Genomic DNA, 24,369 nt, shown 5'->3' with positions numbered 1-24,369 from the left:
ATTACTTGTATGAGCAACCAGGACATTCAAGAGATCCCCATCCGCGACAGCATGATCCGGCTTGGCCAGCTCCTGAAGCTCGCCAGCCTGGTGGAGGACGGCGTGGAGGCCGCCGAGCTGATCAAGAACGGACTCGTCAAGGTCAACGGCGAGATCGAGGACCGCCGCGGACGCCAGCTGCACAACGGCGATACCGTCACCACCAACGGGCAGACCGTCAAGGTCGTGGCCCCCGAAGCCTGATTCTCGGGCATGACTCGGCCAGGACAACGTCAGCGGCCGGCGGCACTGTGCCGCCGGCCGCCGTCGTACGTTTATTTGTTCAGCACCTCGTGCGTCAGGAACTCGGAGACGTGCCCGATTTCCTGCTGGTTGATGCCATGCCACATGCCCGCGTAGAGCACCTTGGTGAGCTTGACGTGCCCACGCACCCAGCCCATGGTGTACTCGATTTTGTCCGGGGTGATCACGGGGTCCTGCTGGTCCCGGCCCCAGAAGAGCGGCACTGTGCCGTCCAGTTCGACATCTTTGAAGGTGGGGTCGCCGTCCGCGTTGACCACAAAACCTGAGAGCCCGACGACGGCGGCATAGTCAGCGGGGCGCTGCCGGAGCAGCGTGGTGGCCATGGCCATTCCCATGGAAAAGCCGAGCAGCGTCACCGTCGGGTGGTCGGCTTTGACGGTGTCAATCCAGTCCTGCACGTACACGGCTGCGGCTTTGACGGCATCGAGCGTGTATTCGATGGAGGCCGTCAGGGGGAACCACATAAATCCGGGGCCGGTAACAAGGGGCGCCCGGAGTGAGGCAACAACAAAATCCTCGGGAAGCATATCCGCCAGGCTCAGCAAGTCCTGCTCGTTGGCGCCGTAGCCGTGCAGCAGCACCAGCAGCGGCTTTCCGGAGCGCTGGTCCTCCGGCCGGGACCACAGGACAACAGGGGCGGGAAATACTTCGGCGTCAGTCATGGTTTCCATTCTTACAGCTACCCGGTGGTAACTACCTACGGTGGCGTAGCTTGAGAGGGAAGAGGCAGGATAGGACCGTGAATGACGCGAAAGCCATGCAGAGTCCGCCCACGGCCACGGAAGCCCACCCGTGGAGCCGCTACGTAGCGATGGGAGATTCGTTCACGGAGGGCATCGGCGACCCGGACCCAACCAGCCCCGGCGGTTTCCGTGGCTGGGCAGACCGTGTGGCCGAGGAACTGGGCCGGGGCCAGACGGACTTCGCCTACGCCAACCTGGCCGTCCGCGGCCGGCTCCTGCAGCAGATCGTGGACCAGCAGCTCGCCCCGTGCCTGTCCCTTAAACCGGACCTGGTGACCCTATCCGCCGGCGGCAACGACCTCATCAGGCCCGGCGGCGACCCCGACGCCCTCGCCGAAAAACTTGATTCAGTGGTCCAGATCCTGGCCATGGGCGGCGCCACGGTGGTGCTGTTCAACGGTCCGGATACCGGTTCCTCGGTGCTGGGACGGATCCGCAGCAAGGTGGCGATCTACAACGAGAACCTGCGCACCGTGGCGGCCCGCCATGATGCCATCATCGCCGACATGTGGTCGCTCAAGCAGCTGAACGATCCGCAGATGTGGGGCGAGGACCGCCTGCATTTTTCGCCGTTGGGGCACCACACCATCGCCGCCATGGTGCTGGAATCGCTTAACGTGAACCACACCCTCGAGCCGCTCCGGCCCAAGCCGGTGCCGGTCCGCACCTGGCGGGCAGCCCGCTCCGAGGACCTGGTGTGGGCCCGTGAGTATTTTGTTCCGTGGGTGGTGCGGAGGTTGCGCAAGCGTTCCTCCGGCGACGGAATCACCGCAAAACGTCCGACGCCGGGCCCTGTGTTCGGCCCGGGCGTTCCGTTGGGTTCCGGCGAGGGGCCGCTGGGCACCACCGACGCCCGGCGCTAGGGGCGGCCCGGGTGGGTGTGGCACGGCAGCACGGCAGCACGGCAGCACGGCATGATGTGGCACGGCAGCACGGTGACGCAGGCGGCCATGGATCCGGATGAGGTGGTGCGGCGGCGGCTTTATGCCCAGCGGCTGCGCGGGCCCGGCCTGGGCTCCCCGGCGGACGCCGTCCGGCGCCTCCTGGCTGTCCAGGCGCAGGAGTTCCCTTACGCCCGCTGGAGCGTGGTTCAACGGACCGGTCTTGGTTCTGCTTCCGGGGCCTCCGCTGAACGTGGCGCTGGCGCTGCTCACGTGCCCACTGCCATGGACGTGGAGCAGGCGGTGTCCGACGGACGCGTCCTGCGCACCCATATCCTGCGGCCTACCTGGCATTTTGTGCATCGGGAGGACCTTCGCTGGCTCACGGCATTGTCCGCCCCGCGGCTTCACCAGGGTAACGCCGGCATGTACCGGCGGACCGGGATTGAGGCCGACGCCGCTGACCGGAGCGGGCAGGTCCTGGCCGACGCCGTCCGGGGAGGGCGGCACCTGACCCGGGAACAGCTGGCCGTGCGGCTTCAGGACGAAGGGTTCGCGGCCACCGGCTTCGGGCTGGCCTACCTGATCATGCACGCCGAGATCAGCGGCCTCCTGGCCAGCGGGACGCCGGTACGCAGTCGGGGTGGTGCCCTGAAGCAGACCTACGCCCTCTTTGACGAGCGCGTGCCTGCCGGCCCGGCCATGCCGCCCACCCGGGCCGAAGCGCTCGGCGAGTTGGTCCACCGCTACTTCACGAGCCGCGGGCCGGCCACGGTCAAGGACTGCGCCGACTGGTCCGGACTCACCATGGCCGACGTGCGGCTCGGCCTTCAACAGTCCCTGGCGGCGGCTCCCGAGACGCTGGCAACGGTGGTGATCGACGGCGTCGTGCATTATTTCGACGACGGGGCGGACGGCGGCGATGCCACGTCAGCGGCAGGACCGCGGATCGACCTGATCCAGTGCTACGACGAATACGTGATGGGCTATTCAGCCACGCGGCATTATCTGGGAGGCACCGCCCCGGCGTTTCCGGTGGCCGGGGCGCCGATTCATGTGGTGCTGCTCGACGGGCGGATGGCCGGCTGCTGGCGCCACACTTTGTTCGCCGGCCGCTGTGAGCTGGATATCCGTCTGTTCGCTGGCGCGGACCCGGCTCTGGACGCGGCCGTGCAGGACGCCGTGGACCGGTATGGGGCCTTCCTGGGGATCCCGGCCGTCCGTGTGGGCGCCGGGGTTAAGCTGGAAGGACACATATGAGAGGCGCTACACCGTGAACAGCTTGTTTTTCTGGATCATCATTCTGTCCTTCGTGGTACCGATGGCGATGCGGATGTACCGGAAATCCGTGAACAAACGGAACCAGGACCAGAGCTTTTCCGGGCGCTACCCCGAGCAGTTTCCCGGCGGCGGGCAGTACCCGGGCAGCGAACAGTACCCGGGGCCGCAGAGCAAGCAGCCCCGTGACGGCTACACGCAGCAGGACTACATGAGCGGCGGCTACCGCCAGATCATGAGCCCGCAGCCCCTGCCGCCGAGCCAGCCGCTGCCGCCCATGCAGCCGATGCCTTCCGCGGACCAGCAGTTTCCGCCGTACGGCCAGCCGCAACCTGACCCCCAGCCGGCGCCGGAGCAGCGCGCGGAAGCACCGCAGCAGCCTGCCGCCCCCGGCATTCCCCTGCCGCCGTCGGGCCCGCAGGGGTACCGCGCCCGGAAACTGGCCGAACTCGACCAGCAGTACAGCAACGGCGAGCTGGCCATGGAGGACTACATGAAGCGCCGCTCCGACATCATGAACGGCTAACCACTTAACAGCGCGAACGTACAGTTGAGGCCCCGATCCGGGGTCACAACTGTCCGTTCGCGCCTAAGGGCAGGGGCCAGCGCTTAGACCAGGAAGGTGTTCCGGAGCTGGACGCCGAGCTGGCCGATCTCGGTCAGGAAGCCGTCGTGGCCGATCGGAGCCTCAATAACGTGCACATCCACGTCACCCGGGAGCGCAACAGCCAGTTCACGGGATTGGGACGGAAAGTACAGCCGGTCACTGTCCACGGCGGCCACGAAGAACCTGGCGGTGGCCCGGCCCAAGGCTTCATCCAGGGTACCCCGCCCGCGGCAGACGTCGTGGCTCATCAGTGCGTCGGTGATGGCGATGTAGCTGTTGGCATCAAAGCGGCGAACCAGCTTTTTGCCCTGGTGGTCCAGGTAGCTTTCCACCTGGTAGCGGCCCCGCTCCCCCAACGCAGCCGCCTGGAACGGTGATTCCGGGTGCTGGGCCGACCGTCCGAAGCGGCCATCGAATTCCTCGGCGGAGCGGTAGGTGATGTGCGCAATGCGCCGCGCCAGCGCCAGCCCGTCCTCCGGCAGCGGACCGCCATAGTAGTCGCCGTCGTTAAAATTGCTGTCCTGGCGGATGGCGAGCGTCTGGGCCTGGGCGAACGCGATCTGTTCGGCCGTGCTAGCGGCACCGATCGAGATAACGGCGCACCGCTGGACCCGTTCCGGGTAGGTGACTGCCCACTCCAGCGCCCGTGCGCCGCCCATGGAGCCGCCCAGCACGGCGTACCAGCTAAGGATGCCCAGCTGGTCAGCCAGCCTGGCCTCAGCTGCCGTGGTGTCCCGCAGTGTTACCAGTGGGAACCGTGACCCCCACGGCTTGCCGTCCGGGGCAACCGAGGACGGCCCGGTGGAGCCGTAACAGCCACCCACAATGTTGATGGAGACCACAAAGAACCGGTCCGTGTCCACCGGCGCGCCGGGTCCGGCCAGCTGTTCCCACCAGCCGGGCTCGTCACTGTCGCCGCGTGTCACGTGCGTGCTGCCGGTCAGGGCGTGCTCAATCAGGACCGCGTTGGAGCCGTCCGCGTTGAGGGTGCCCCACGTTTCATAGCCGAGGGTGACGTCCGGGAGGTAACCGCCGGCTTCGAGCTCAAGTCCGCCGATGCTGGCGTAGCGGACCACGCCGTTTCCGGGTGCTGCAGTACGGGAAATGGTGATCGTCATGGAAGGACCTTTTCTATGCGCTTGCCCACCGTCAATTGACCGGCAGGCCAGGTCCTCACCCGGGGCACCCCGCCGCAAAAGAGGGTTGCCGGCCAGCAAGCCGGGGCTGTCGCTGGCACTCATGACCTGCTTCGAGTGTACGAACAGCCCCGGCCTATGGCTAAGCGTGTGACTGGTTGTGACTTTACGGAGCCCTACTGCTGCTGGCTTCCCGCGTCTTTGTCAGGGTCCGCCGCACCCTTGGCCGCCCGGAACCCGGCCTCAAGGTCGGCGAGGATGTCATCGATGTGTTCGATGCCCACAGACAAACGCACGAGTCCCGGGGTGACCCCGGCGATAGCCTGCTGCTCGGGCGAGAGCTGGCTGTGCGTGGTTGATGCCGGGTGGATCACCAGTGAACGGACGTCCCCGATGTTGGCCACGTGGGAGTGCAGCTCCAGGGCGTCCACGAAGCGCTTCCCTGCCTCTGCGCCCCCGGCCAGGTTGAACGCCACCACCGCACCAGTGCCCTTGGGCCCATATTTGCGGCCGCGCTCGTACCAGGGGCTGGAGGGCAGCCCCGCATAGGCGACGGATTCGACGTCGTCCCTCGCCTCTAGCCACTGGGCGACGTCGACGGCGTTAGCCACGTGCCGCTCCACCCGCAGGCTCAGTGTCTCCAGGCCCTGGGCGATAAGGAAGGCGTTGAAGGGTGACACCGCCGAGCCGAGGTCACGGAGCAGCTGGACGCGCGCCTTCAGGATGTAGGACAGATTGGCGCCGAGTGCTCCGTCTGCCCCGAGGTCACGGGCGTAGACCAGCCCGTTGTACGTGGGGTCCGGGGTGTTGAAGCCCGGGAAACGTTCCGGGTCCGCGCCGAAGTCGAAATTGCCGGAGTCCACAATCACGCCGGCAATGGCCGAGCCGTGCCCGCCGAGGTACTTGGTGGCGGAGTGGACCACAATGTCCGCGCCCCATTCGAGCGGGCGGATGAGGTAGGGCGTGGAGAGGGTGTTGTCCACCACGAGAGGCACGCCGGCGTTGTGGGCGGTCCGGGACACACCCTCGATGTCCAGCACGTCCTGGCGGGGGTTGGAGACCACTTCGGCGAAGAAGAGCTTGGTATTGGGCTGGACGGCGTCGCGCCAATGGTCCAGGTTGTCAGGGTCGGCCACAAACGTGACGGAAATGCCGAACTTCTTGAGGGTGTGCGCCAGGAGGTTATACGTCCCGCCGTAGAGGCTGGGGCTGGCCACGACGTGGTCGCCGGCTTCGGCGATGTTCAGGATGGCAAACGTTTCAGCGGCCTGCCCCGAGCTCAGCAGCAATGCCGCGAGTCCGCCCTCAAGGCTGGCAATCCGCTGTTCCACAGCATCCTGTGTGGGGTTGCCGATGCGGGTGTAGATTGGTGCGAGCTCCGCGAGGGCAAACCGGTTGGCGGCGCTTTCGGCACTCGGGAAGACGAACGACGTCGTCTGGTAAATCGGGAGCGCCCGCGCGCCGGTGGCGCTGTCCGGTTCCTGGCCTGCGTGGATCTGGCGGGTTTCGAAAGACCATCCGTTCGACATTCAATACTCCTTGACGTGGCGTGGCACTGCTCGGTTGCGTTCAGTGTAGGAAGACTTTCCCTCACGGGAACAGGATTGTGACGAACGTGGTCAGCCGGCCGCTTCTTCTCCCTGCTTTCCTGCGGAATGTCCACTCGTGACGCGACAGATTCCGGTAAGGCTACCCTTAGCTGAGAGCCGGATCACAAAGTGCCAAGATGATGGCATGCGCATGGATCACGTCTCTTACGCCTGTGAACAAGATGGCCTCGTTGCCACCACCGAACGTATTTCGTCCGCCCTCGGCGTTGAAGCCGTGAAGGGTGGCGTGCACCCCCGGTTTGGAACCCGGAACATGATTATTCCCCTAGCCGGCCACAAGTATCTGGAAGTGGTGGAGGTTCTCAACCACCCGGCGTCGGACAAGGCTCCCTTCGGGCAGGCTGTCCGGGCGCGGTCCGAAGCCGGCGGCGGCTGGATGGGCTGGTGCGTCGAAGTGGACGACCTCGCTCCGTTCGAAGACCGCCTTGGCCGTGCCGCCGTCAACGGCAACCGCAAGTTCCCGGACGGCCGCGAGCTGGTCTGGAAGCAGATCGGCATCCTGGGCCTGATCGCGGACCCCCAGGTCCCGTACATGCTCAAGTGGGAGGGTGACCCTGCCCTCCACCCGTCCAACGCCTATGAGAGCCACGTCAAGATGAGCTGCCTGACCATAGCCGGTTCCGCCGAACGTGTGACGGAATGGCTGGGTGAGCCCGTCGAGAAGCCGTTGGAGGACGTAGCTGTTGACTGGGTGGCTCCGCATGGAACCCCGGGCATCCTGTCAGTGACCTTCGAAACCGCTACCGGAGCAGTCACCATCTGATTGCACCTTCCATAGCTTCGGCCGCCATCAGCGGGTGCCAATGATGCCACCCACCGATGGCGGCCGAATTCTTTTAGGCCAGACCTATCGCTAGACCCTATTGAAGACACCTGTGCCGCACGGGAACCATAGCCGTCTTACCCCAGGCCCACCGCCCGGCCGAAGAGGCTGAAGCCGACGAAGGCAACAATGTCCAGCAGGGCATGCGCGATGACCAGCGGCATCACCCGCTTGGTCTTTGTATAGAGCCAGGCAAACACCACCCCCATCACGGCGTTGCCGATGAACGGCCCGAAGCCCTGGTACAGGTGGTAGCTGCCGCGGAGCATCGAGCTGGCGAAGATGGCCAGCGGCATGCTCCAGCCGAACTTGCCGAAGCGGTCCAGGAGGTAGCCCACCACGATGACTTCTTCCACGACGGCGTGCCGCAGCGCGGACAGGATCAGGACGGGGACGGTCCACCAGTACGAGTCGAGTGCGCTGGGGATGATGGCAGTGGTGATCCCGAGGGCACGTCCCGCGGCATAAAGGCCCAGCGAAGGAATTCCGATCAGGGCTGCGAGGCCAAGACCTTGCAGCAGGTCACGGCCCGGCCTGGCGAAGTTGAACCCCAGCTTCCGGAAGGCCGAACTTCCGTGAGCACATGCGCCGGTACTGGATTGCCGCTGGTCCGTGAGGAAGTAGATGACCAGCAGCACTGGCACCAGGGCGAAAATAATATCGAGCAGCTGATAGGTGAGGTCGAAGTATTCGCGCGGGCTCTGTGACCGGTTCAGGGTTGACGTGCCTTCGGCCAGCGGTGCACGCGTCATCTTGTCCAGCAGCTGCACCACCGAGTAGACGGCGGACTGCCCCAGGGAAAGACCCAGCACAATCCAGACTTCAATCCGCAGCCGACGGCGGGAGGGAACCAACATGGTTCCATCTTGCCTGTAGTTTCTGGTTCTTCGCTGATTAGGGTGGCCAGCTCGCCCGAACTCACCAAAAGTGCGAGAGCGTCCGCCAAAAACGCGCCAAAAGTGAGAGAGCGTCCGGGGTGGGGGCACCTATGCTTGGGGCTTATGAGCGCGCCAGGGAAAATCTTCATGATCCGGCACGGCCAGTCCGCGGCCAACGTCGATACGTCCATCTACAACCGGGTCCCGGACTACCGGATTCCGCTGACGCCCCAGGGCCTGGCCCAGGCCAGGGCGGCCGGGGAACGGATCCGCCGTGAGCTGGACGGGCGCCAGGTCTGCGTCTACGTTTCCCCCTACCTTCGGGCGCACCAGACACTGGAGGCGCTCAACCTGGGCAATCTCACCGAACGGGTCATCGAAGAACCGCGCCTCCGTGAGCAGGACTGGGCCAATTTCCAGATCACCGGCGACATCGAGGACCAGAAGGAACTCCGCAACGCCTACGGCCATTTCTTCTACCGGTTCCGGGAGGGCGAATCCGGCTCCGACGTTTACGACCGGATCTCCTCGTTTATGGAGACGCTCTACCGTCATTGGTCCAAGCCGGACTACGCCCCCAACACCCTGCTGGTGACCCACGGGCTCACCATGCGGCTGTTCTGCATGCGCTGGTTCCACTGGTCCGTGGAGTACTTCGAATCACTCAACAACCCGGACAACGCCGCCGTGCGGACCCTTCTGCAAACGGACCTGGGCAAGTACGAACTCGACGTTCCGTTCAGCCAGTGGGTGGACCGCCGGGTGGACGAGACCGTCCTGGATGCGCCGCCGATGATCTTCTAGGGTTTGTTGCCGGCGCCTAGTTGCGCTTAGTGCGGGGCCACGATCACTTCGGTGCCATTGGCTTCGAACGCGGCTTTGTCCTCGGCGGAGATACCGGAGTCGGTGATCAGGCGGTTGAACGCGTAGCCGTCCATGGTGGCGAACGCACGGACACCCACCTTGGAGGAGTCGGCCAGCACATAGGAGATCCGGGCCCGGCTGGCCAGCAGGGCATTGACTGATGCCTCGCCCTCCCCCGTGTTCGTCGGACCGACCTCGGGGTCGATGCCGTTCACGCCGATAAAGGCAATGTCCATAACCACCTTCTGCATGATGATGTCGGTGTACGGTCCCACCAGTTCGTACGAGCGGGGATTCAGGATGCCGCCGGTGACCATGACTTTGATGTTGGGGCGGACAGCCAACTGCGCAGCGATGTTGATGGCATTGGTGACCACCGTCAGGGTGGACTGGTGGGCGGGAGCATTGAGGTCCTCGCGCGTGGCGAGGATCTGCGCCAACGCCGTGCTGGTGGTGCCGCCGCACAGCCCGATCACCGCGCCCGGGAAAATAAGTGCCGAGGCAGCTTGGGCGATCTGTTCCTTGGCGTCGGCGTGGTCATCACGGTTGTACCGCCCGGGGAGGTCGTAGGCCAAGGCCCCGGTGGTGGCCCCGCCCCTGGTCCGGGTCAGGAGCCGCCGCTTGGCCAGGCTGTCCAGGTCCCGCCGCGCCGTGGCCGGCGAGACCCCAAGCTGCGTCACAATCTCCTCCACCTCCACCTGACCAGTCTTCGCGAGGATGTCCAGGATGGCCGTCAGGCGGTCAGTGCGGGTCATGGGGGCCTCTCAGCATCGATCAGTCAAAGCGTTAAACAGTCACCCAAATATGACGTTATCTGATCATAGCAGCCACAAATGATCACTTTGCGATCACCGAGCGCGTTCCCTGCTAGCGTGCCCGCGCGCCGGCCCGCCACACGGCGTACGTGAGGGGCATGCCCGGGCGGTAGGCGAGATGCGTCGCTGAGGGGGCGTTGAGCATGTGCAGGTCGGCACGGTGCCCGACGGCGAGCGAACCCACCGCCCGTGCGCCGTCGGCGTCGTGCCCTGCCTCCCGGTGCAGCGCCAGCGCGCCGCCATACGTCGCGGCGCGTACCGCTTCGTGGACGCTGAGCCGCATCTGCAGCACGGCCGTCGCCACGTTGAACGCCATGGAGCTGGTGTACGAGGTACCCGGGTTGCAGTTGGACGCCAGCGCCACCTGAGCCCCGGCATCCAACAGTTCACGCCCCGGGGCCAGCGGCTGCCGGGTGGAGAGATCGCAGGCCGGGAGGCAGGTTGCCACGGTGCCGCGGGTCCCTGTGCCGGTTCCCGGGTTCCAGCCGGACCAGCTGTCCGCCAGGGCCGCCACGTCACGGGCCGACAGGTAGTTCACGTGGTCCACGCTGGCTGCCCCGAATTCCACCGCGAGCTGCACACCGGGACCTTCGCCGAGCTGGTTGCCGTGGACGCGGATCCCCAGTCCAGCGGCCCGGCACGCCGCCAGCACACGGCGGGACTGCTCGGCAGTGAAGGCACCTTCCTCGCAGAACACGTCCGCCCACCGGACGTACGGCCTGACGGCGTCAAGCATGGGCCCGCAGACGAGATCGGTGTAGGACTCCGCGTCCGTCCCCGCGGGGACAAGGTGGGCGCCCAGGTAGGTGACTTCGTCTGCGACCGTGGAGGCGATCCGGGCGCTCCGGGCCTCATGCTCAATATCCAGCCCATACCCGGTCTTGGTTTCGAGGTAGGTGGTGCCCTGCGACACCGCTTCGGACACGCGCGCTATCGCCAGCCGGGTGAGGTCGAAATCGGACGCGCGCCGGGTGGCGTCCATGGTGACGGCGATACCACCAGCCGAATACGATTCCCCGGCCATCCGCGCCTCAAACTCCGCAGTGCGGTCCCCGGCGAAGACCAGATGCGTGTGCGAATCCACCCAGCCCGGCAAAACGGCCCGGCCGCCGGCGTCCACGGCGTCATCGGCCGCCGGCGCATCCGCGGCGGAACCGAGCCAGGCAATCCGTTCGCCCTCGATCACCACCGCGGCCTTCTTCAGGACGCGGTGGTCCAGGTCCTGGGTCATCAGCTCGGCGATGTTGGTAATCAGGGTGCTCATGGGTTCCATTGTTCAGCGCCGGATGGACCAGCGCGTGGCCGCCAGCGCCTCCACTGTCCGGGATGCCGGACGGTGGGCCGGAGCGGGACCGTGTCCCGCGCTGTGCCCGGCTCTGTTCCCGGCGTCCTGTCCGGCCAGGATCTGCGCGACGGCCAGCTCCGCCATGGCCGATGACGTCTGGAAGCCATACCCGCCCTGACCGGCAAGCCAGTAGAACCCCGGGGCTTCGGCGTCGAACCCGGCTACCGGGACGCCGTCAGCCGCCTCGGTCCGGAGCCCCGTCCACGCACTCCGGACTCCGCGGATTCCCAACGTGGTCAGCCCGTTCAGCTTCACGATCAGCCGCTCGACATCGCCGGGCCGCGGCCGGGCGTCCTCGGGCCCGCTGGGCACCGATTCCGACGGCGAGATCAGCACCTCGGTGCCTTCCCGGCGGAAATAGAACGTATTGTCCGCTGCAGCCACCATGGGGCTTTGCTCGGGAAGGGGATGTTCGACGTCGACAATCGCCGCGGTGCGCCGGTACGGCTGCAGCCCGAGCTTCTCCACGCCGCTGATCACGGCGAGTTCGTCGGCCCAGGCGCCGGCGGCGTTGACCAGCACACCGGCTCCGAAGGCTTCCTGCCCGGCGCCGATCTCCCAGCCGGAGCCGAGCCGCTGGGCGGAATATACGCGGGCGCCGGTGATGATGTCGACGCCGGCGCCCGCAGCCTGCTGCCGGTGGTCGGCAAGCAGCAGCGGGGCGTTGCAGCCGAAGGATCCGGTGTCCAGGCCTGCTGCGGAGAAAGCCCCCGGGACCAGGGCGGGGCACAACTCCATCGCCCGTTCGAGCGGGATGGCATTCATGTGGCCGCTGGCTTCGGCGCGGACAGACTCTTCCGTGCCGATGAGCATAAAGCTCCGCGGTGTCAGGACAGGTTCGGGCAGTTCCGCGTCCCGGGCCGCCATCAGTTCCAGGGTCCGGACTGTGAGCTCCTGGACCACCTCAGGGCCGTAGCTCGGAATCAGCTGGCGGGCGGAGCGGGAGGACGTGTGATACGCCAGCTCCTGCTCCGCCTCCACCAGCGCCACGCTGCAGCTGCCCGCGAGCGCGGACGCCAGGGACAGGCCGGCGATGCCGCCGCCCACAATCAGGACGTCGTAGTGTGCTGCCATGGCTCCATCCTTGCAGAGTTGACCTGCGGCCGCGCCGCGCACCCGCCGGGCGTTTAGCCGCGCTGGGTTAACCCGGCTGGGCTAACCGGTGGGGTTAGCCTGCTACTGCGGCACGGCTGGCGACGAACGCACCCACGCACGCTTCGACGTCGTCCGCTGAGTGCGACGCCGAAAGCTGCACGCGGATCCGGGCGGCGCCGCGCGGGACCACCGGGAAGCTGAACGCGGTGACGAAAACGCCGTGCTGGAGCATCTGGTCCGCCACCTTGGCGGCCATCACGGCATCCCCGAACATCACGGGAACAATCGCGTGTTCGCCGACCAGGAGTTCGAAGCCCTCCTCCGTCATCCGGCGGCGGAACAGGCGGGCGTTCTCGAACAGCCGGGTGCGCAGGTCGCCGGAATTCTCCACCAGGTCAAGGGCCTTGATGGTGGCGGCGACGATCGCGGGGGCCAGGGAGTTGGAGAACAGGTACGGGCGGGCCTTCTGGCGGAGCATGGCCACCACTTCGCTGCGGCCGGACACATAGCCGCCGGACGCTCCGCCCAGGGCTTTGCCGAACGTTCCGGTGTAGATGTCCACGCGCGCGGACACGCCGGCGTGCTCGGGGGTTCCGGCGCCGGTGGCGCCCATAAAGCCGACGGCGTGGGAATCGTCCACCATCACCAGGGCGTCGTGCTTCTCGGCGAGGTCGCAGATAGCTTCCAGCGGTGCCAGGTAGCCGTCCATGGAGAACACGCCGTCGGTGACGATGATCTTGCGCCGGGCGGGCTTGTCCTGTGTCGATGCCTCTACGAGCTTGGCCTCGAGGTCCGCCATGTCCTGGTTGGCGTAGCGGAACCGCTGGGCCTTGCAGAGCCGGATACCGTCGATGATGGAGGCGTGATTGAGGGCATCGGAGATGATGGCGTCCTCGGGGCCGAAGAGGGATTCGAAGACGCCGCCGTTGGCATCAAAGCAGCTGGAGAACAGGATGGTGTCCTCGGTGCCGAGGAACCTGGAGACCCTGGCTTCCAGTTCCAGGTGCAGGTCCTGGGTGCCGCAAATGAAGCGGACGCTGGCCATGCCGAAGCCACGTGAGTCCATGGCCTCCTTGGCCGCGGCGATGATGTCCGGGTGGTCCGCGAGGCCCAGGTAGTTGTTGGCGCAGAAGTTCAGGACAGTGGCGCCCGGTTCCCCGATCTGCCCGGCCGTGATGTGGCTGGACTGCGGGGAGTTGATGCTGCGTTCGGTTTTGAAGAGACCGGCGGTGCGGATGTCGTCCAGCTCAGCCTGCAGCTGGTCCTTGATGGAGGTGTACATGGTGCTCCTTAGAGTTCGGTCCAGTCGAGGACAACTTTTCCGCCGACGCCGGCGCGGGCGGTGGCGAAGCCTTTTTCCCATTCTGCGGCCGGAAGCTTGTCCGTCACCACTGCTGAGATGCCCGCGTGCAGCACGGGGTTGGAGGAGAGCATCGCGCTCATGGCGTACCAGGTCTCATACATTTCCCGGCCGTAGATGCCCTTAAGCGTCAGCATGTGCGTGACCACTTTGCCCCAGTCGATGGTGATGTCCTGGCTGGGCAGGCCGAGCATGGCGATGCGGCCACCGTGGTTCATGTTGTTGATCATCTCCGGCAGGGCGGTGGGGTGGCCGGACATTTCCATCCCGATGTCGAAGCCCTCCCGCATGCCGAGTTCACGCTGGGCATCCTTGACGCGCGTGGTGGAGACGTCGATGGCCAGGTCCACGCCGAGCTGGCGTGCCAGGTCGAGCCGGGGCTTGGAGACATCGGTGATGGCGATCTTGCGTGCGCCGGCGTGGCGGGCCACCGCGATGGCCATCAGGCCAATGGGTCCCGCCCCGGTGATCAGCACGTCCTCGCCCACCAGGGGGAAACTGAGGGCGGTGTGGACAGCGTTGCCGAACGGATCGAAAATCGCGCCGAGCTCCGGGGTGATGGAGGGATCGTGGTGGACCCAGACGTTGGTCTCGGGAATGACCACGTACTCGGCGAAGGCGCCGTCCCGCTGCACGCCGACGCTGACGGTGTGGATGCACATCTGGCGGCGCCCCGCGCGGCAGTTCCGGCAGATCCCGCAGACCACGTGGCCTTCGCCCGATACCCGGTCCCCTACCTTGACGTCGCGGACGCCGTCGCCGATTTCCACTACTTCACCGTAGAACTCGTGGCCGGCGATGAGCGGCGCCTCGATCATGCTTTGTGCCCAGGCGTCCCAGGACTGGATGTGCAGGTCCGTGCCGCAGATCCCTGTGGTCATGACCCGGATCTTGACATCGCTGGGGCCGGCCTCGGGCTCGGGGCGGTCAACCAGCTCGAACCCGGCGTGTGCACCGGACTTGTAGAGTGCCTTCATTGGCTTCCTGACTGTTGGCAGCGACCCGCGGCCTGCGGGTGTGGTCTCCCTTTATTAGAGCCACTTAGAAGCATTAGCACAAGCACAATTCTCTCAATCGACGATGAAGCATTCTCTTATGCATAGACTGGGTGGATGGAAATTCATCAGCTGGAAATCCTCCGCGAACTTGGCGCCCTGGGCAGTGTGAAGGCGGTGGCGGAGACGCTGATGGTCACGCCGTCCGCGGTGTCCCAGCAACTGGCCCTGCTGCAGCGCAACATTGACGTTCCGCTGACCCGGAAAGAGGGCCGCAACCTGGTGCTGACGGAGGCCGGCCAGGTGCTCGCCGACGCAGGTGCCGCCGTCGTCAGTGCCATGGCCGACGCCCGGACCGCGATCGGCGCCTATCACGGCTCGCCCGTTGGCCCCGTGACCATCAGCGGATTCCACAGTGCCGGCCAGGCGCTGTTCGCGCCGCTTGCGCGCATGCTGGACGCTCCCGGCCAGCCGCGGATCCAGCTTTCCGACGAGGACGTGGCGCAGCAGGATTTCCCGGCGCTGACGGCGCGCTACGACCTGGTGCTGGCACACCGGATGGACCACAGCCCGCGCTGGCCCGCGGAGCGTGTTGCGGTGATTCCGCTGGCGCATGAACCGCTGGACGTTGCATTGCCGGCCGGGCATCCCCTGGCGGACCGGGACACCGTTACGGCGGCCGACGTCGTGGGCGAACCATGGGTGACCAGCCACACTGGCTACTCCCCCGCGGACGTCCTCTCCGCCGTGGCGGCCGTCTCCAGCAGGGAACTGAACATCATCCACCGGATCAACGACTACTCCACCGTGGCAGCGCTGGTGGCGGCGGGCGGGGTGGTGGGCCTGCTGCCGCGGCATACGGCGCGGCCCGTGCTCAACCCGGGCATTGTGCTGCGGCCGCTCGAGGGCATCAGCACCCGGCGGCGGATCGACATCCTGGCCCGCCCGGAGAACCTGAAGCGCCGCTCGGTGATGATTGTGTGCGAGGCGCTGCAGGCGATCATGACCGGGCTGGTGGAGGACAGCTGACCCTGCGCGCGGCTGGCCCAACTGAGTAGCACTAAGTGTCGTTTTGGAGGCTCAAAACGACACATCGCGCTACTTACTTGGGGCACAAACGGCTCGGGTTAGGGGTCAGGTCATCGGTCCTTGAGCTTACCCATCCCGTGGCCGCGTCCGTGAACGTTACCCAGGCCCAGGCCTTTGCCCATTCCCATCCCCTTACCTGGACCGGTTGGGGCGCCTTCCACGATCTGACGCGCCGTAGCGTTGTCGCCGCTCTTGACACCGGAGACCCTGACGGCCTCGCCTGCGGCAATTTCCGCGATGGTGACCTCTGAGCGCTTCAGCCGTTTGCCGTCGTCGCCCGTTGCCGGCGAACCGTCCGCGGCCGGGGCAGGGAACTTGATGATCTTGGTGTCCGCATTGACGGCGTAGGTCTGGGTGAAGCCGTCCTCACTCTTGACGGTGACCGAAGTTGAGCTGACAGCGTCCACGGTGCCCTGCTGGGTCAACTCGGTTTCGAACGTCCCGTCTGCCTTCTTCACCACACTCTCACTATGCAGGTGCTGCGGGCGCTGGGCCTTGTCCGGTTTATGCTGCCCCGGGGCCTTGTCCGACTTCCCCGGCGCAGATTCGGACGGAGACGGCGATGGCGTGTCCGCGGACCAGGCGATGGCGACGCCGGTGCCGGTCAGGGCCAGCGCCACCACACCGGCCAGCAGGACTTTGCGGAATCTCAACGGTTCTTGGACCGACATGGCCATTCCTCCCACAGCACCGGCAGGGCTCGGGCGCCCTGGATCTTCAGTCTAAATCCGGCAGGCCCCGCTGAACACGCGTACTTTTCGGCGGAAAGTGAGTACTTAAAGTCCAACTGGGTCGCAGCCGATGCGACCCAGTTGGGTTAAAACAAGTAGCTTGGCCGGCGCCTGAGCGCCCGATTAGGCCGGACTAGCCCTCGACGCCGAGCTTCGCGAGGATCAGCTCCTTGACGCGGCCGGCGTCGGCCTGCCCGCGGGTGGCCTTCATAACGCCGCCCACGATCGCGCCGATCGCCTGGAGTTTGCCGGCGCGGATCTTGTCCGCGACGTCCGGCTGGGCGACAAGTGCGGCATCGATGGCCTCGAGCAGGGGGCCGTCGTCGGAAACAACGGCCAGGCCGCGCTTCACCACGATCTCCGCCGGGGTGCCCTCGCCGGCGAGCACGCCGTCCAGGACCTCGGTGGCCATCTTGTTGTTGATCTTGCCGTCCTCCACCAGCTGGTTCAGCTCCACGATGGTGGCGGGCCGCACGCCCAGCTGGCCGGGATCGACGTCGGCGTTCTTGGCACGGCCAACGATCTCGCCCATCCACCACTTGCGGGCGACAGAGGCCGAGGCTCCTGCGGCGATGGTTTCCTCGATCTCATCCATCACGCCGGCGTTGACCACGTCGCGGAATTCCAAGTCCGAGTAGCCCCAGTCGGCCTGCAGGCGCTTGCGGCGCTCGGCCGGCGGCTCGGGCAGGGTGGCGCGGAGTTCCTCCACCCATTCGCGGGACGCCACGATCGGAACCAGGTCCGGCTCCGGGAAGTAGCGGTAGTCATCGGCGTCGGACTTGGGACGGCCCGACGTGGTGGTGCGGGTGTCCTCGTGCCAGTGGCGCGTTTCCTGAATGATCGGGTTGCCGGCGTCCAGGACGGCTGCGTGCCGCTGGATCTCGTAGCGGACGGCGTGTTCGACGGCGCGCAGCGAGTTGACGTTCTTCGTTTCGGAGCGGATGCCGAAGCGTTCGCGGCCGTGCGGGCGCAGCGACACGTTCGCGTCGCAACGGACGTTGCCGCGTTCCATCTTCGCGTCCGAGACGCCCAGGTTCTTGACGATCTCCCGGACGGCCGCCACATAGGCCTTGGCCAGTTCCGGGGCACGGGACCCGGCACCCTCGATGGGCTTGGTGACAATCTCCACCAGCGGAACGCCGGAGCGGTTGTAGTCCACCAGCGAGAAGTCGGCACCCTGGATACGGCCGGCGGCCCCACCCATGTGGGTCAGCTTTCCGGCGTCCTCTTCCATATGGGCGCGCTCGATCTCGACGCGGAAGATGGTCCCGTCCGAGAGTTCGATGTCCAGGTAACCGTCGTACGCGATCGGGTCCTCGTACTGTGACGTCTGGAAGTTCTTGGGAGTGTCCGGGTAGAAGTACTGCTTCCGCGCGAACGTGCAGGACTCAGCGATTTTGCAGTTCAGGGCAAGGCCGATCTTGATCGAGGACTCGATCGCGATCCTGTTGACCACCGGCAGCACGCCGGGCATGCCCAGGTCCACCTCGTTGACGTTGGTGTTCGGCGCGTCGCCGAAGACGTTGGGCGCGGAGGAGAACATCTTAGTCTTGGTGTTGAGCTCCACGTGGACCTCGAACCCCAGGACGGGATCGTACTTCTCCATGGCCTCTTCGAAGCTCAGGGTTGCGTCAGTGCTCATTATTTTGCCTCCTTGGCTTCAACAAGGGTCTCAACCAACACCGGTGCACGGTCCAGGAGCGGGCCGCCCCACTGTGCCTCGAGCAGGGATTCCAGGACAGCACCCACGCGGTAGAGCCGGGCGTCCTCGCGGGCCGGAGCCAGCAGTTGGATGCCGACCGGAAGGCCGTCCTCGTCAGCCAGGCCGCCGGGCAGGGTCAGCCCGGGCACGCCTGCCAGGTTGGCGGGGATGGTGGCTACGTCGTTGAGGTACATCGCCAGCGGGTCATTCAGTTTCTCGCCGAGCTTGAACGCCGTGGTGGGCGCCGTGGGCGAGATCAGGACGTCGGCCTGCGCGAACGCGGCTTCGAAGTCACGCTGGACCAGGGTGCGCACCTTCTGGGCAGAGCCGTAGTACGCGTCGTAGTAGCCGGCGCTCAGGGCGTAGGTGCCAAGGATGATGCGGCGCTTGACCTCGGCGCCGAAACCGGCGGCGCGGGTGGCACCCATAACGCGTTCGATCGTCATGGGTCCGTCCTCGGGCAGGACGCGCAGGCCGTACCTGACGCCGTCGAACTTTGCCAGGTTGGAGGAGGCCTCGGACGGCATGATCAGGTAGTAGGCACCGAGGGCGTACTGGAAGTTGGGGCAGGACACCTCAACGATTTCCGCACCGGCCTGCTTCAGTAGCTCCAGGGATTCGTTGAAGCGGTTTTCGACGCCGGCCTGGTAGCCCTCGCCGTGGAGTTCTTTGATGATGCCGATCCGCATGCCTTCGACGTTGCCCACGCGGGCAGCGGCGACGAGGTCTGCCAGGGGGTCGGGCAGGGATGTGGAGTCGAAGGGATCGTGCCCGCCGATGACCTGGTGCAGCAGCGCCGAGTCTAGGACAGTCCGGGAAACCGGTCCGATCTGGTCCAGCGAGGAAGCCATGGCGATGGCACCGTAGCGGGAGACACCGCCGTAGGTGGGCTTGACTCCCACGGTGCCGGTGACGGCGCCGGGCTGGCGGATGGATCCGCCGGTGTCCGTGCCGAGGGCCAGCGGGGCCTCGAAAGCGGCAACGGCTGCAGCAGAACCGCCGCCGGACCCGCCCGGAATCCGGTCCAGGTCCCACGGGTTGCGGGTGGGGCCGTACGCAGAGTGCTCGGTGGAGGAACCCATGGCGAATTCGTCCAGGTTGGTCTTGCCCAGGATGGGCATTTTGGCGGCACGGAGGCGTTTGACCACCGTGGCGTCGTAGGGGCTGTGCCAGCCCTCGAGGATCTTGGAGCCGGCCGTGGTGGGCTGGCCGATGGTGACGATGAGGTCCTTGACCGCGATGGGCACGCCGGCGAGGACGTGGAGTTCCTCGGCGGCGGCACCGCCGGCGGCACGGATGGCGTCCACCTCGGCGGCGACGGCGAGCGCTTCTTCGGTGTTGACGTGCAGGAACGCGTTCACGCCGCGTTCCCCGCCGTCCACGGCCGCAATGCGGTCCAGATAGGCCTGGGTGACCTCGACAGAGGTGACCTCGCGGGCGGCCAGCTTGGCGGCCAGCTGCGCGGCCGAGAGGCGGATGAGTTCGTTGGTGTCAGTCATGGTTATGCCTCATCCAGGATTGCCGGGACCTTGAAGCGGTTCTCATCGGAATCCGGAGCTCCCGAGAGTGCCTGCTCTGCGGTGAAGGTGTGGCCCACAACGTCCTCGCGGAACACGTTGGTCAGCGGGATCGGGTGGGAGGTTGCCGGGACGTCGTCACCGGCGGCTTCACTCACGGACTTCACTGAATCAACGATGACGGCGAGTTCGCCGGCCATCCTGTCCAGCTCTTCAGCACTCATCTCGATGTGAGCGAGCTGCGCGAGGTGCGCAACATCGTCACGGTTGATCGCAGCCATGGATCTCCCCTGCAGGTTCGGATTGTTTTCCGAACCAGTCTAGTGGGGAAACGTCAGTGCCCGTCTGACGACCCCCAGCGGGCGTCAGACGGGCACATCGGTGCCGTGGTCCCGGCCACAAGGGCCAACCACAGGCAGCCTCAGACTAGCCGATCCCGATGGCTCCCGTCAGCATTCCTACACCCAGCATGACGAGGCAAACGACGGCGGCCCGCCACAGGACCTTTTTGTGGTGATCGCCCAGGTCAACCTTGGCCAGGGAGACAAGGAGCAGGATGGCGGGCACCAGCGGGCTCTGCATGTGGAAGGGCTGTCCGGTAATGGAGGCACGGGCCATCTCTGCGGCACTGATGCCGTAGTGCGCGGCCGTCTCGCTCAGGACGGGAAGGACACCGAAGTAGAAGGCGTCATTGCTCATAAAGAATGTCATCGGGATGCTGAGCACGCCGGTGATGACGGCCATGAGCGGACCCATGTTGGACGGGATGATCTGCACCAGCCACGCGGACATGGCCTCAACCATGCCTGTGCCGGTCAGGACGCCGGTCAGGACTGCGGCAGCCATGACCATGCTGACCACTGCGACGATCGACGGTGCGTGGGCCACGATCTGCGAGGCCTGGTCCTTGACATGGGGAAAGTTCACCAGCAGGGCGATAGCGGAACCCACCATAAACACGTAGGGCAGGGGAACGAGATCGGCGATGAGCATCGCCATGACGGCCACGGTAAGGCCCAAGTTGAACCACTGCAGCTTGGGACGAAGCGTCTTGCGGTTAGGGTCCAGGGCGGTGTCTGCCATGGCAGTGTCGTTGTCGTCCACGAGGTCTTCAGTGCGCTCCAGTACGGCAACTCCGGAACCTTCCGGGGAGAAGCTGCCGACGGCGGGGCCTCCCGTTGCGGGAACGGGTGCGGAACCGCGGCCTGAACCATTGCCGGAGCCGCCGTTGCCACCTGCCGGAGTGCCGCCGTCGAACGCTTCAGCGGTAAAGGGTTCTGCCGAGGACGGCACTCCCCAGATTTCCGGCGCCGTGGCGCGGAGGCGGTTGCGCTCCTGCAGGCCGAGCAGCCAAGCAAAGACCAGGACGACCGCCAGGCCTGCGATGAGGGACGGGATCATGGGGACAAAGACGTCATTGACGTCGATTTTCAGGGCGCTGGCGGCGCGGGCGGTGGGGCCGCCCCACGGAACGATGTTCATGGTGCCGTTGGCCAGGCCGGCCACGCAGGTGAGGACAACAGGGCTCATCTTCAGGCGGAGGTAGATCGGCAGCATGGCTGCGGTGGTGAGGATGAACGTGGTGGAGCCGTCACCGTCCAGGGACACCGCGGCTGCCAGGATGGCGGTGCCAAGAACCACCTTGGCGGGGTCGTTGCCCAGCTTGCGGAGGATGAACTTCACCAGCGGGTCGAACAGCCCGACGTCGATCATCAGGCCGAAGTAGATGATGGCGAACATCAGCAGCGCCGCGGTGGACGTCATGGCCTTCATCGAGTCCAGGACCATGTCCCCGATGCCCAGTCCCGCGCCGGCAAAGAGGCCAAAAACGGTGGGGACGATGATCAGCGCCAGTACTGGCGTCAACTTCTTCGTCATGATCAGCACCATGAATACCGCGATCATTGCGAATCCAAGTAATACCAGCACGGCCGGCTCCTTCATGTGAACAACGCCACCGCAGTGTGACGCGTGCTACAGACATTAGGGTGGCGGACGTCACGGCAGTGCCTTTGGCTCAATTGATTGGCATACTGCTTATTCGGAGCATTTTGCGCATTGTGCTCATACTCAGGCCCGAGGAAGGGAGGACCATGCCGCGTTCGTCACGCACACGCGCATTGCGGTTCTCCACACAGACGCTCCTCCTCCAGCTGGGCGTAGTCCTGCTGGTGGTGCTGCTCAGCGCCGCTGTCCACGCCTGGCTGACGTACGACCGCGTGGGCCGAGAGGCGGAAAACCAGGCACTGACGCTGGCCCGCGCCGTCGCCGCGGACCCTTCGGTTCAGGCCAACGTCCTCGCCATCAGCGAGGGCGCGGGCACTCCCCCGCCCGCAGTGCTCCGCGCCGGACCGCTGATGGCGGCCGCCGAGTCGATCCGGACCCGGACCGGGGCACTGTTTGTGGTCATCACCGACGAGACCGGCCTGCGCCTGGCGCACCCAGACCCGGACCGGCTGGGCGAGAAGGTCAGCACCGATCCGTCCGAGGCCCTGGCCGGCCAGGAGGTCACCACCAGGAACACCGGGACGCTGGGGCCGTCGGCCGGCGCCAAGGTTCCTGTTTACGCGCCGGGAAATGGTGCGGGCACGGGCACCGTCGTGGGCGAGGTCAGCGTGGGCTACTCGATGGAGAGCGTTGGCCAAAGCGTCGCGCGTGACGTCGGACCCGTGGGATTGACCGCCGCAGGTGCGCTGCTGGCTGGCGTGCTGGCCTCGTTCCTGCTGCGGCGGCGGCTCCAGCGGTTGACCCTGGGGCTGGAGCCCGAGGAAATCAGCACGCTGGTACACGACCAGGTGGCCGTTTTGCAGGGCGTGGACGACGGCGTCATCGGCGTTTCGGCAGACGGCAGGATCAGCGTGTTCAATGCAGCCGCGCAGCGCCTTTTGGAGCAGCCGGACCTTTCGGGGACAACGTGGGCCGACGCTCCGGTACCTGGGCAGCTCAAAGCCCTGACCCGGCCGGACGCCGCTGAGGCTGACGCCATTGAGCTGGTGGCCGGCGGCAGTGTCCTGGTGGCCAGCGCGCGCAAGGCCCTGCATCGAAGCGAGGACCTGGGCTGGGTGGTGATGCTTCGGGACCGCACCGAACTCCAGCAGCTCACCCGGCAGCTCGACGCCGTCGGCACCATGTCCACGGCCCTGCGCGCCCAGCGCCACGAATTCGCCAACCAGCTGCACACCATCGCCGGCCTGATGAGCATCGGGCAGCACCAGCAGGCCCGCGATTACCTGGCCGGACTGGCCGCCACGGGGCCGCTGAAGTTCCCGGTGGACCAGGCCGAACTGTTGCAGGACCCCTACCTGCAGGCCTTTGTGGGTGCCAAGGGGGTGGAGGCCGATGAGCGCGGCGTCACGCTGCGGATCGGGCCCGAAACCCTGGTCCGCGGCCAGGTCACCGAGCCGCAGGACGTGACCACCGTGCTGGGCAACCTGATCGACAATGCGGTCAACGCCGCCGTCGCCGGCTCCTCGCCGGACCGCTGGGTGGAGCTGGAGGTGCTGGATGAACCGCACGACGACGGCGGGACGCTGCACATCGTCGTCGCCGACTCGGGTGACGGGCTCGCGGCCGGGACGGATCCGGAAGGGGTCTTTGCAGAAGGATTTACGACCGCAGCTGGCCCTGGACTGGCGGCTCCGGCTGCTGTCGGGCCCGGGGCCGGGGCCGGTGCACGGACCACCGGCGGGCAGGGGCTGGGCCTGGCCCTAGCCCGGACGCTGGCCCGGCGCCGCGGCGGGGACGTCCGATTGCTGGAGCCAGGAACACCGGGCGGACCCGGGGCCGTGTTTATGGCTTCCCTGCCACGCACAACTGCGGGGACCACGGCCGGGACTCCTGCGGAGACCACGGATTTGGCTGGAAAGGACAAAGATGCCTGAAGATTTCAGGGTGCTGATTGTGGATGACGATTTCCACGTGGCGAAGCTGCACGCCGCCTATGTGGATTCGGTGGCGGGATTCCTGGCGCTGGCGCCGGTGGGGTCGGCTTCCCTGGCCCTGCAGGCGATCCACAGCCTCCGCCCGGACCTGGTGCTGCTGGATGTCTACCTGCCGGACGCGTCCGGGCTCGACCTGCTGCAGCAGCTCGACGTGGACACCATGATCCTCAGTGCCGCGTCGGACGCCGAGTCGCTGCGGAAAGCATTCCGCCGCGGTGCCCTTGGCTACCTGTTGAAGCCCTTTACAGCCGAGTCGCTGTCGCAGCAGCTGCGTTCGTACGCCCGTTACCGCAGGCTGCTGGGCCAGCCCGGGGCCCTGGACCAGGGCGCCGTGGAACGGGCCAAGCGGGCACTGATCCCCGGGGACGTGGCGCAGTCGGCCAAGCCCCGCTCCGCCACCGAAGCCGCAGTGCTGGAATCGCTGGTGGCCGGCGAGCAGTATTCGGCGGTGGACGTAGCCACCCGGGTGGGGGTTTCCCGGGCGACGGCGCAAAGGTACCTGTCCGCGCTGGCCGACGACGGCGCCGTCGACATCCAACTGCGCTACGGAACCACCGGACGCCCCGAGCACCGTTACAGCCTCCCGGCCCAGTAGCCCCACCCCTTGAGCGCGAACGTACACTTGAGGCCCTAAATCCACCGATTTTAGGGCCTCA

General features: G+C 66.3%; 23 protein-coding genes and 1 riboswitch. Of the genes, 9 read left to right on the top strand and 14 right to left on the bottom strand.

The window, feature by feature from the left end:
* Positions 1–9 precede the first annotated feature (9 nt).
* On the top strand, positions 10–243 hold the full coding sequence (locus tag ACZY0Q_RS12695; RefSeq protein ID WP_463917313.1) for an RNA-binding S4 domain-containing protein: 234 nt from the start codon (positions 10–12) through the stop codon (positions 241–243).
* 71 nt (positions 244–314) lie between these two features.
* Here ACZY0Q_RS12695 and ACZY0Q_RS12690 read toward each other — a convergent pair whose 3' ends face one another.
* A complete protein-coding gene (locus ACZY0Q_RS12690; RefSeq protein ID WP_463917312.1) occupies positions 315–965 on the bottom strand; it encodes an alpha/beta hydrolase in 651 nt (216 codons plus the stop codon).
* A 95-nt stretch (positions 966–1,060) separates the two neighbouring features.
* Between ACZY0Q_RS12690 and ACZY0Q_RS12685 the strand changes: the two genes are divergently transcribed.
* From ACZY0Q_RS12685 to ACZY0Q_RS12675, 3 genes are read left to right on the top strand one after another with little or no spacing between them, the layout of a single operon-like run.
* Positions 1,061–1,909 carry an SGNH/GDSL hydrolase family protein gene (locus tag ACZY0Q_RS12685; protein WP_463917569.1) on the top strand — a complete coding sequence of 283 codons (849 nt, stop codon included), beginning with the start codon at positions 1,061–1,063 and terminating at the stop codon, positions 1,907–1,909.
* Between the two features lie 51 nt (positions 1,910–1,960).
* Positions 1,961–3,187: a winged helix DNA-binding domain-containing protein gene (locus ACZY0Q_RS12680; RefSeq protein WP_463917310.1), complete on the top strand. Its 1,227-nt coding sequence runs from the start codon at positions 1,961–1,963 to the stop codon at positions 3,185–3,187.
* A gap of 13 nt (positions 3,188–3,200) precedes the next feature.
* Positions 3,201–3,731 carry a hypothetical protein gene (locus tag ACZY0Q_RS12675; RefSeq protein WP_463917309.1) on the top strand — a complete coding sequence of 177 codons (531 nt, stop codon included), beginning with the start codon at positions 3,201–3,203 and terminating at the stop codon, positions 3,729–3,731.
* An 83-nt stretch (positions 3,732–3,814) separates the two neighbouring features.
* On the opposite strand, the gene metX is transcribed toward ACZY0Q_RS12675, so the two are convergent.
* Both metX and ACZY0Q_RS12665 read right to left on the bottom strand, forming a co-directional pair.
* Positions 3,815–4,930, bottom strand: a complete 1,116-nt coding sequence (gene metX / locus ACZY0Q_RS12670; protein WP_463917308.1) for a homoserine O-acetyltransferase MetX — start codon at positions 4,928–4,930, stop codon at positions 3,815–3,817.
* A gap of 12 nt (positions 4,931–4,942) precedes the next feature.
* A riboswitch (SAM riboswitch) is annotated at positions 4,943–5,057 on the bottom strand.
* A gap of 67 nt (positions 5,058–5,124) precedes the next feature.
* Entirely contained in the window at positions 5,125–6,477 is a 1,353-nt protein-coding gene (locus ACZY0Q_RS12665; protein ID WP_463917306.1) for a bifunctional o-acetylhomoserine/o-acetylserine sulfhydrylase, read from the bottom strand.
* Between the two features lie 205 nt (positions 6,478–6,682).
* Between ACZY0Q_RS12665 and ACZY0Q_RS12660 the strand changes: the two genes are divergently transcribed.
* Positions 6,683–7,321 carry a VOC family protein gene (locus ACZY0Q_RS12660; protein ID WP_463917305.1) on the top strand — a complete coding sequence of 213 codons (639 nt, stop codon included), beginning with the start codon at positions 6,683–6,685 and terminating at the stop codon, positions 7,319–7,321.
* Positions 7,322–7,458: 137 nt separating this feature from the next.
* Here ACZY0Q_RS12660 and ACZY0Q_RS12655 read toward each other — a convergent pair whose 3' ends face one another.
* Positions 7,459–8,238, bottom strand: a complete 780-nt coding sequence (locus tag ACZY0Q_RS12655) for a CPBP family intramembrane glutamic endopeptidase (RefSeq protein WP_463917304.1) — start codon at positions 8,236–8,238, stop codon at positions 7,459–7,461.
* A gap of 144 nt (positions 8,239–8,382) precedes the next feature.
* On the opposite strand from ACZY0Q_RS12655, the gene ACZY0Q_RS12650 reads away from it, so the two are divergent.
* Entirely contained in the window at positions 8,383–9,063 is a 681-nt protein-coding gene (locus ACZY0Q_RS12650) for a histidine phosphatase family protein (RefSeq protein WP_463917303.1), read from the top strand.
* Between the two features lie 26 nt (positions 9,064–9,089).
* On the opposite strand, the gene ACZY0Q_RS12645 is transcribed toward ACZY0Q_RS12650, so the two are convergent.
* The 5 genes from ACZY0Q_RS12645 to tdh form a co-directional block, all read right to left on the bottom strand.
* Positions 9,090–9,878 (bottom strand): DeoR/GlpR family DNA-binding transcription regulator, encoded by a 789-nt coding sequence (locus ACZY0Q_RS12645; RefSeq protein WP_463917302.1) that lies wholly within the window; start codon positions 9,876–9,878, stop codon positions 9,090–9,092.
* Positions 9,879–9,990: 112 nt separating this feature from the next.
* On the bottom strand, positions 9,991–11,202 hold the full coding sequence (gene hutI / locus ACZY0Q_RS12640; protein WP_463917301.1) for an imidazolonepropionase: 1,212 nt from the start codon (positions 11,200–11,202) through the stop codon (positions 9,991–9,993).
* 12 nt (positions 11,203–11,214) lie between these two features.
* Positions 11,215–12,357 (bottom strand): NAD(P)/FAD-dependent oxidoreductase, encoded by a 1,143-nt coding sequence (locus ACZY0Q_RS12635; RefSeq protein ID WP_463917300.1) that lies wholly within the window; start codon positions 12,355–12,357, stop codon positions 11,215–11,217.
* Between the two features lie 94 nt (positions 12,358–12,451).
* Positions 12,452–13,660, bottom strand: coding sequence for a glycine C-acetyltransferase (locus ACZY0Q_RS12630; protein WP_463917298.1), 1,209 nt, complete (start codon positions 13,658–13,660; stop codon positions 12,452–12,454).
* A gap of 8 nt (positions 13,661–13,668) precedes the next feature.
* Positions 13,669–14,715: an L-threonine 3-dehydrogenase gene (gene tdh, locus ACZY0Q_RS12625; protein ID WP_463917297.1), complete on the bottom strand. Its 1,047-nt coding sequence runs from the start codon at positions 14,713–14,715 to the stop codon at positions 13,669–13,671.
* A gap of 135 nt (positions 14,716–14,850) precedes the next feature.
* On the opposite strand from tdh, the gene ACZY0Q_RS12620 reads away from it, so the two are divergent.
* Positions 14,851–15,762 (top strand): LysR family transcriptional regulator, encoded by a 912-nt coding sequence (locus ACZY0Q_RS12620; protein WP_463917296.1) that lies wholly within the window; start codon positions 14,851–14,853, stop codon positions 15,760–15,762.
* 110 nt (positions 15,763–15,872) lie between these two features.
* Here ACZY0Q_RS12620 and ACZY0Q_RS12615 read toward each other — a convergent pair whose 3' ends face one another.
* The 5 genes from ACZY0Q_RS12615 to ACZY0Q_RS12595 all read right to left on the bottom strand — a co-directional run bounded on the left by ACZY0Q_RS12615 (position 15,873) and on the right by ACZY0Q_RS12595 (position 21,701).
* The gene (locus ACZY0Q_RS12615) at positions 15,873–16,493 is read right to left on the bottom strand and encodes a hypothetical protein (protein WP_463917295.1); all 621 of its coding nucleotides are present in this window, start codon (positions 16,491–16,493) and stop codon (positions 15,873–15,875) included.
* A 193-nt stretch (positions 16,494–16,686) separates the two neighbouring features.
* Entirely contained in the window at positions 16,687–18,195 is a 1,509-nt protein-coding gene (gatB, locus tag ACZY0Q_RS12610; RefSeq protein WP_463917293.1) for an Asp-tRNA(Asn)/Glu-tRNA(Gln) amidotransferase subunit GatB, read from the bottom strand.
* Positions 18,195–19,754 carry an Asp-tRNA(Asn)/Glu-tRNA(Gln) amidotransferase subunit GatA gene (gene gatA / locus ACZY0Q_RS12605; protein ID WP_463917292.1) on the bottom strand — a complete coding sequence of 520 codons (1,560 nt, stop codon included), beginning with the start codon at positions 19,752–19,754 and terminating at the stop codon, positions 18,195–18,197. Before gatA ends, gatB begins: the two co-directional genes overlap by 1 nt.
* 2 nt (positions 19,755–19,756) lie before the next feature.
* Positions 19,757–20,053: an Asp-tRNA(Asn)/Glu-tRNA(Gln) amidotransferase subunit GatC gene (gatC, locus tag ACZY0Q_RS12600; RefSeq protein WP_056348187.1), complete on the bottom strand. Its 297-nt coding sequence runs from the start codon at positions 20,051–20,053 to the stop codon at positions 19,757–19,759.
* A 145-nt stretch (positions 20,054–20,198) separates the two neighbouring features.
* A complete protein-coding gene (locus tag ACZY0Q_RS12595) occupies positions 20,199–21,701 on the bottom strand; it encodes a CitMHS family transporter (protein WP_463917291.1) in 1,503 nt (500 codons plus the stop codon).
* 164 nt (positions 21,702–21,865) lie between these two features.
* On the opposite strand from ACZY0Q_RS12595, the gene ACZY0Q_RS12590 reads away from it, so the two are divergent.
* The gene (locus ACZY0Q_RS12590) at positions 21,866–23,653 is read left to right on the top strand and encodes a sensor histidine kinase (RefSeq protein WP_463917290.1); all 1,788 of its coding nucleotides are present in this window, start codon (positions 21,866–21,868) and stop codon (positions 23,651–23,653) included.
* Positions 23,646–24,308 (top strand): response regulator, encoded by a 663-nt coding sequence (locus tag ACZY0Q_RS12585; RefSeq protein ID WP_463917289.1) that lies wholly within the window; start codon positions 23,646–23,648, stop codon positions 24,306–24,308. The genes ACZY0Q_RS12590 and ACZY0Q_RS12585 overlap by 8 nt, the downstream gene beginning before the upstream one ends.
* Positions 24,309–24,369 lie beyond the last annotated feature (61 nt).

It is taken from the genome of Pseudarthrobacter lactosi (assembly GCF_055412785.1).
This window is presented reverse-complemented; position numbering and strand designations above follow the sequence as displayed.

What these genes read in the sequence shown, in the direction of transcription:
- ACZY0Q_RS12695 (WP_463917313.1), top strand. Translation starts at nt 10, where the DNA reads ATGAGCAACCAGGACATTCAAGAGATCCCCATCCGCGACAGCATGATC.
- ACZY0Q_RS12690 (WP_463917312.1), bottom strand. Translation starts at nt 965, where the DNA reads ATGACTGACGCCGAAGTATTTCCCGCCCCTGTTGTCCTGTGGTCCCGG.
- ACZY0Q_RS12685 (WP_463917569.1), top strand. Translation starts at nt 1,061, where the DNA reads ATGCAGAGTCCGCCCACGGCCACGGAAGCCCACCCGTGGAGCCGCTAC.
- ACZY0Q_RS12680 (WP_463917310.1), top strand. Translation starts at nt 1,961, where the DNA reads ATGATGTGGCACGGCAGCACGGTGACGCAGGCGGCCATGGATCCGGAT.
- metX (WP_463917308.1), bottom strand. Translation starts at nt 4,930, where the DNA reads ATGACGATCACCATTTCCCGTACTGCAGCACCCGGAAACGGCGTGGTC.
- ACZY0Q_RS12665 (WP_463917306.1), bottom strand. Translation starts at nt 6,477, where the DNA reads ATGTCGAACGGATGGTCTTTCGAAACCCGCCAGATCCACGCAGGCCAG.
- ACZY0Q_RS12660 (WP_463917305.1), top strand. Translation starts at nt 6,683, where the DNA reads ATGCGCATGGATCACGTCTCTTACGCCTGTGAACAAGATGGCCTCGTT.
- ACZY0Q_RS12655 (WP_463917304.1), bottom strand. Translation starts at nt 8,238, where the DNA reads ATGTTGGTTCCCTCCCGCCGTCGGCTGCGGATTGAAGTCTGGATTGTG.
- ACZY0Q_RS12650 (WP_463917303.1), top strand. Translation starts at nt 8,383, where the DNA reads ATGAGCGCGCCAGGGAAAATCTTCATGATCCGGCACGGCCAGTCCGCG.
- ACZY0Q_RS12645 (WP_463917302.1), bottom strand. Translation starts at nt 9,878, where the DNA reads ATGACCCGCACTGACCGCCTGACGGCCATCCTGGACATCCTCGCGAAG.
- hutI (WP_463917301.1), bottom strand. Translation starts at nt 11,202, where the DNA reads ATGAGCACCCTGATTACCAACATCGCCGAGCTGATGACCCAGGACCTG.
- ACZY0Q_RS12635 (WP_463917300.1), bottom strand. Translation starts at nt 12,357, where the DNA reads ATGGCAGCACACTACGACGTCCTGATTGTGGGCGGCGGCATCGCCGGC.
- ACZY0Q_RS12630 (WP_463917298.1), bottom strand. Translation starts at nt 13,660, where the DNA reads ATGTACACCTCCATCAAGGACCAGCTGCAGGCTGAGCTGGACGACATC.
- tdh (WP_463917297.1), bottom strand. Translation starts at nt 14,715, where the DNA reads ATGAAGGCACTCTACAAGTCCGGTGCACACGCCGGGTTCGAGCTGGTT.
- ACZY0Q_RS12620 (WP_463917296.1), top strand. Translation starts at nt 14,851, where the DNA reads ATGGAAATTCATCAGCTGGAAATCCTCCGCGAACTTGGCGCCCTGGGC.
- ACZY0Q_RS12615 (WP_463917295.1), bottom strand. Translation starts at nt 16,493, where the DNA reads ATGTCGGTCCAAGAACCGTTGAGATTCCGCAAAGTCCTGCTGGCCGGT.
- gatB (WP_463917293.1), bottom strand. Translation starts at nt 18,195, where the DNA reads ATGAGCACTGACGCAACCCTGAGCTTCGAAGAGGCCATGGAGAAGTAC.
- gatA (WP_463917292.1), bottom strand. Translation starts at nt 19,754, where the DNA reads ATGACTGACACCAACGAACTCATCCGCCTCTCGGCCGCGCAGCTGGCC.
- gatC (WP_056348187.1), bottom strand. Translation starts at nt 20,053, where the DNA reads ATGGCTGCGATCAACCGTGACGATGTTGCGCACCTCGCGCAGCTCGCT.
- ACZY0Q_RS12590 (WP_463917290.1), top strand. Translation starts at nt 21,866, where the DNA reads ATGCCGCGTTCGTCACGCACACGCGCATTGCGGTTCTCCACACAGACG.
- ACZY0Q_RS12585 (WP_463917289.1), top strand. Translation starts at nt 23,646, where the DNA reads ATGCCTGAAGATTTCAGGGTGCTGATTGTGGATGACGATTTCCACGTG.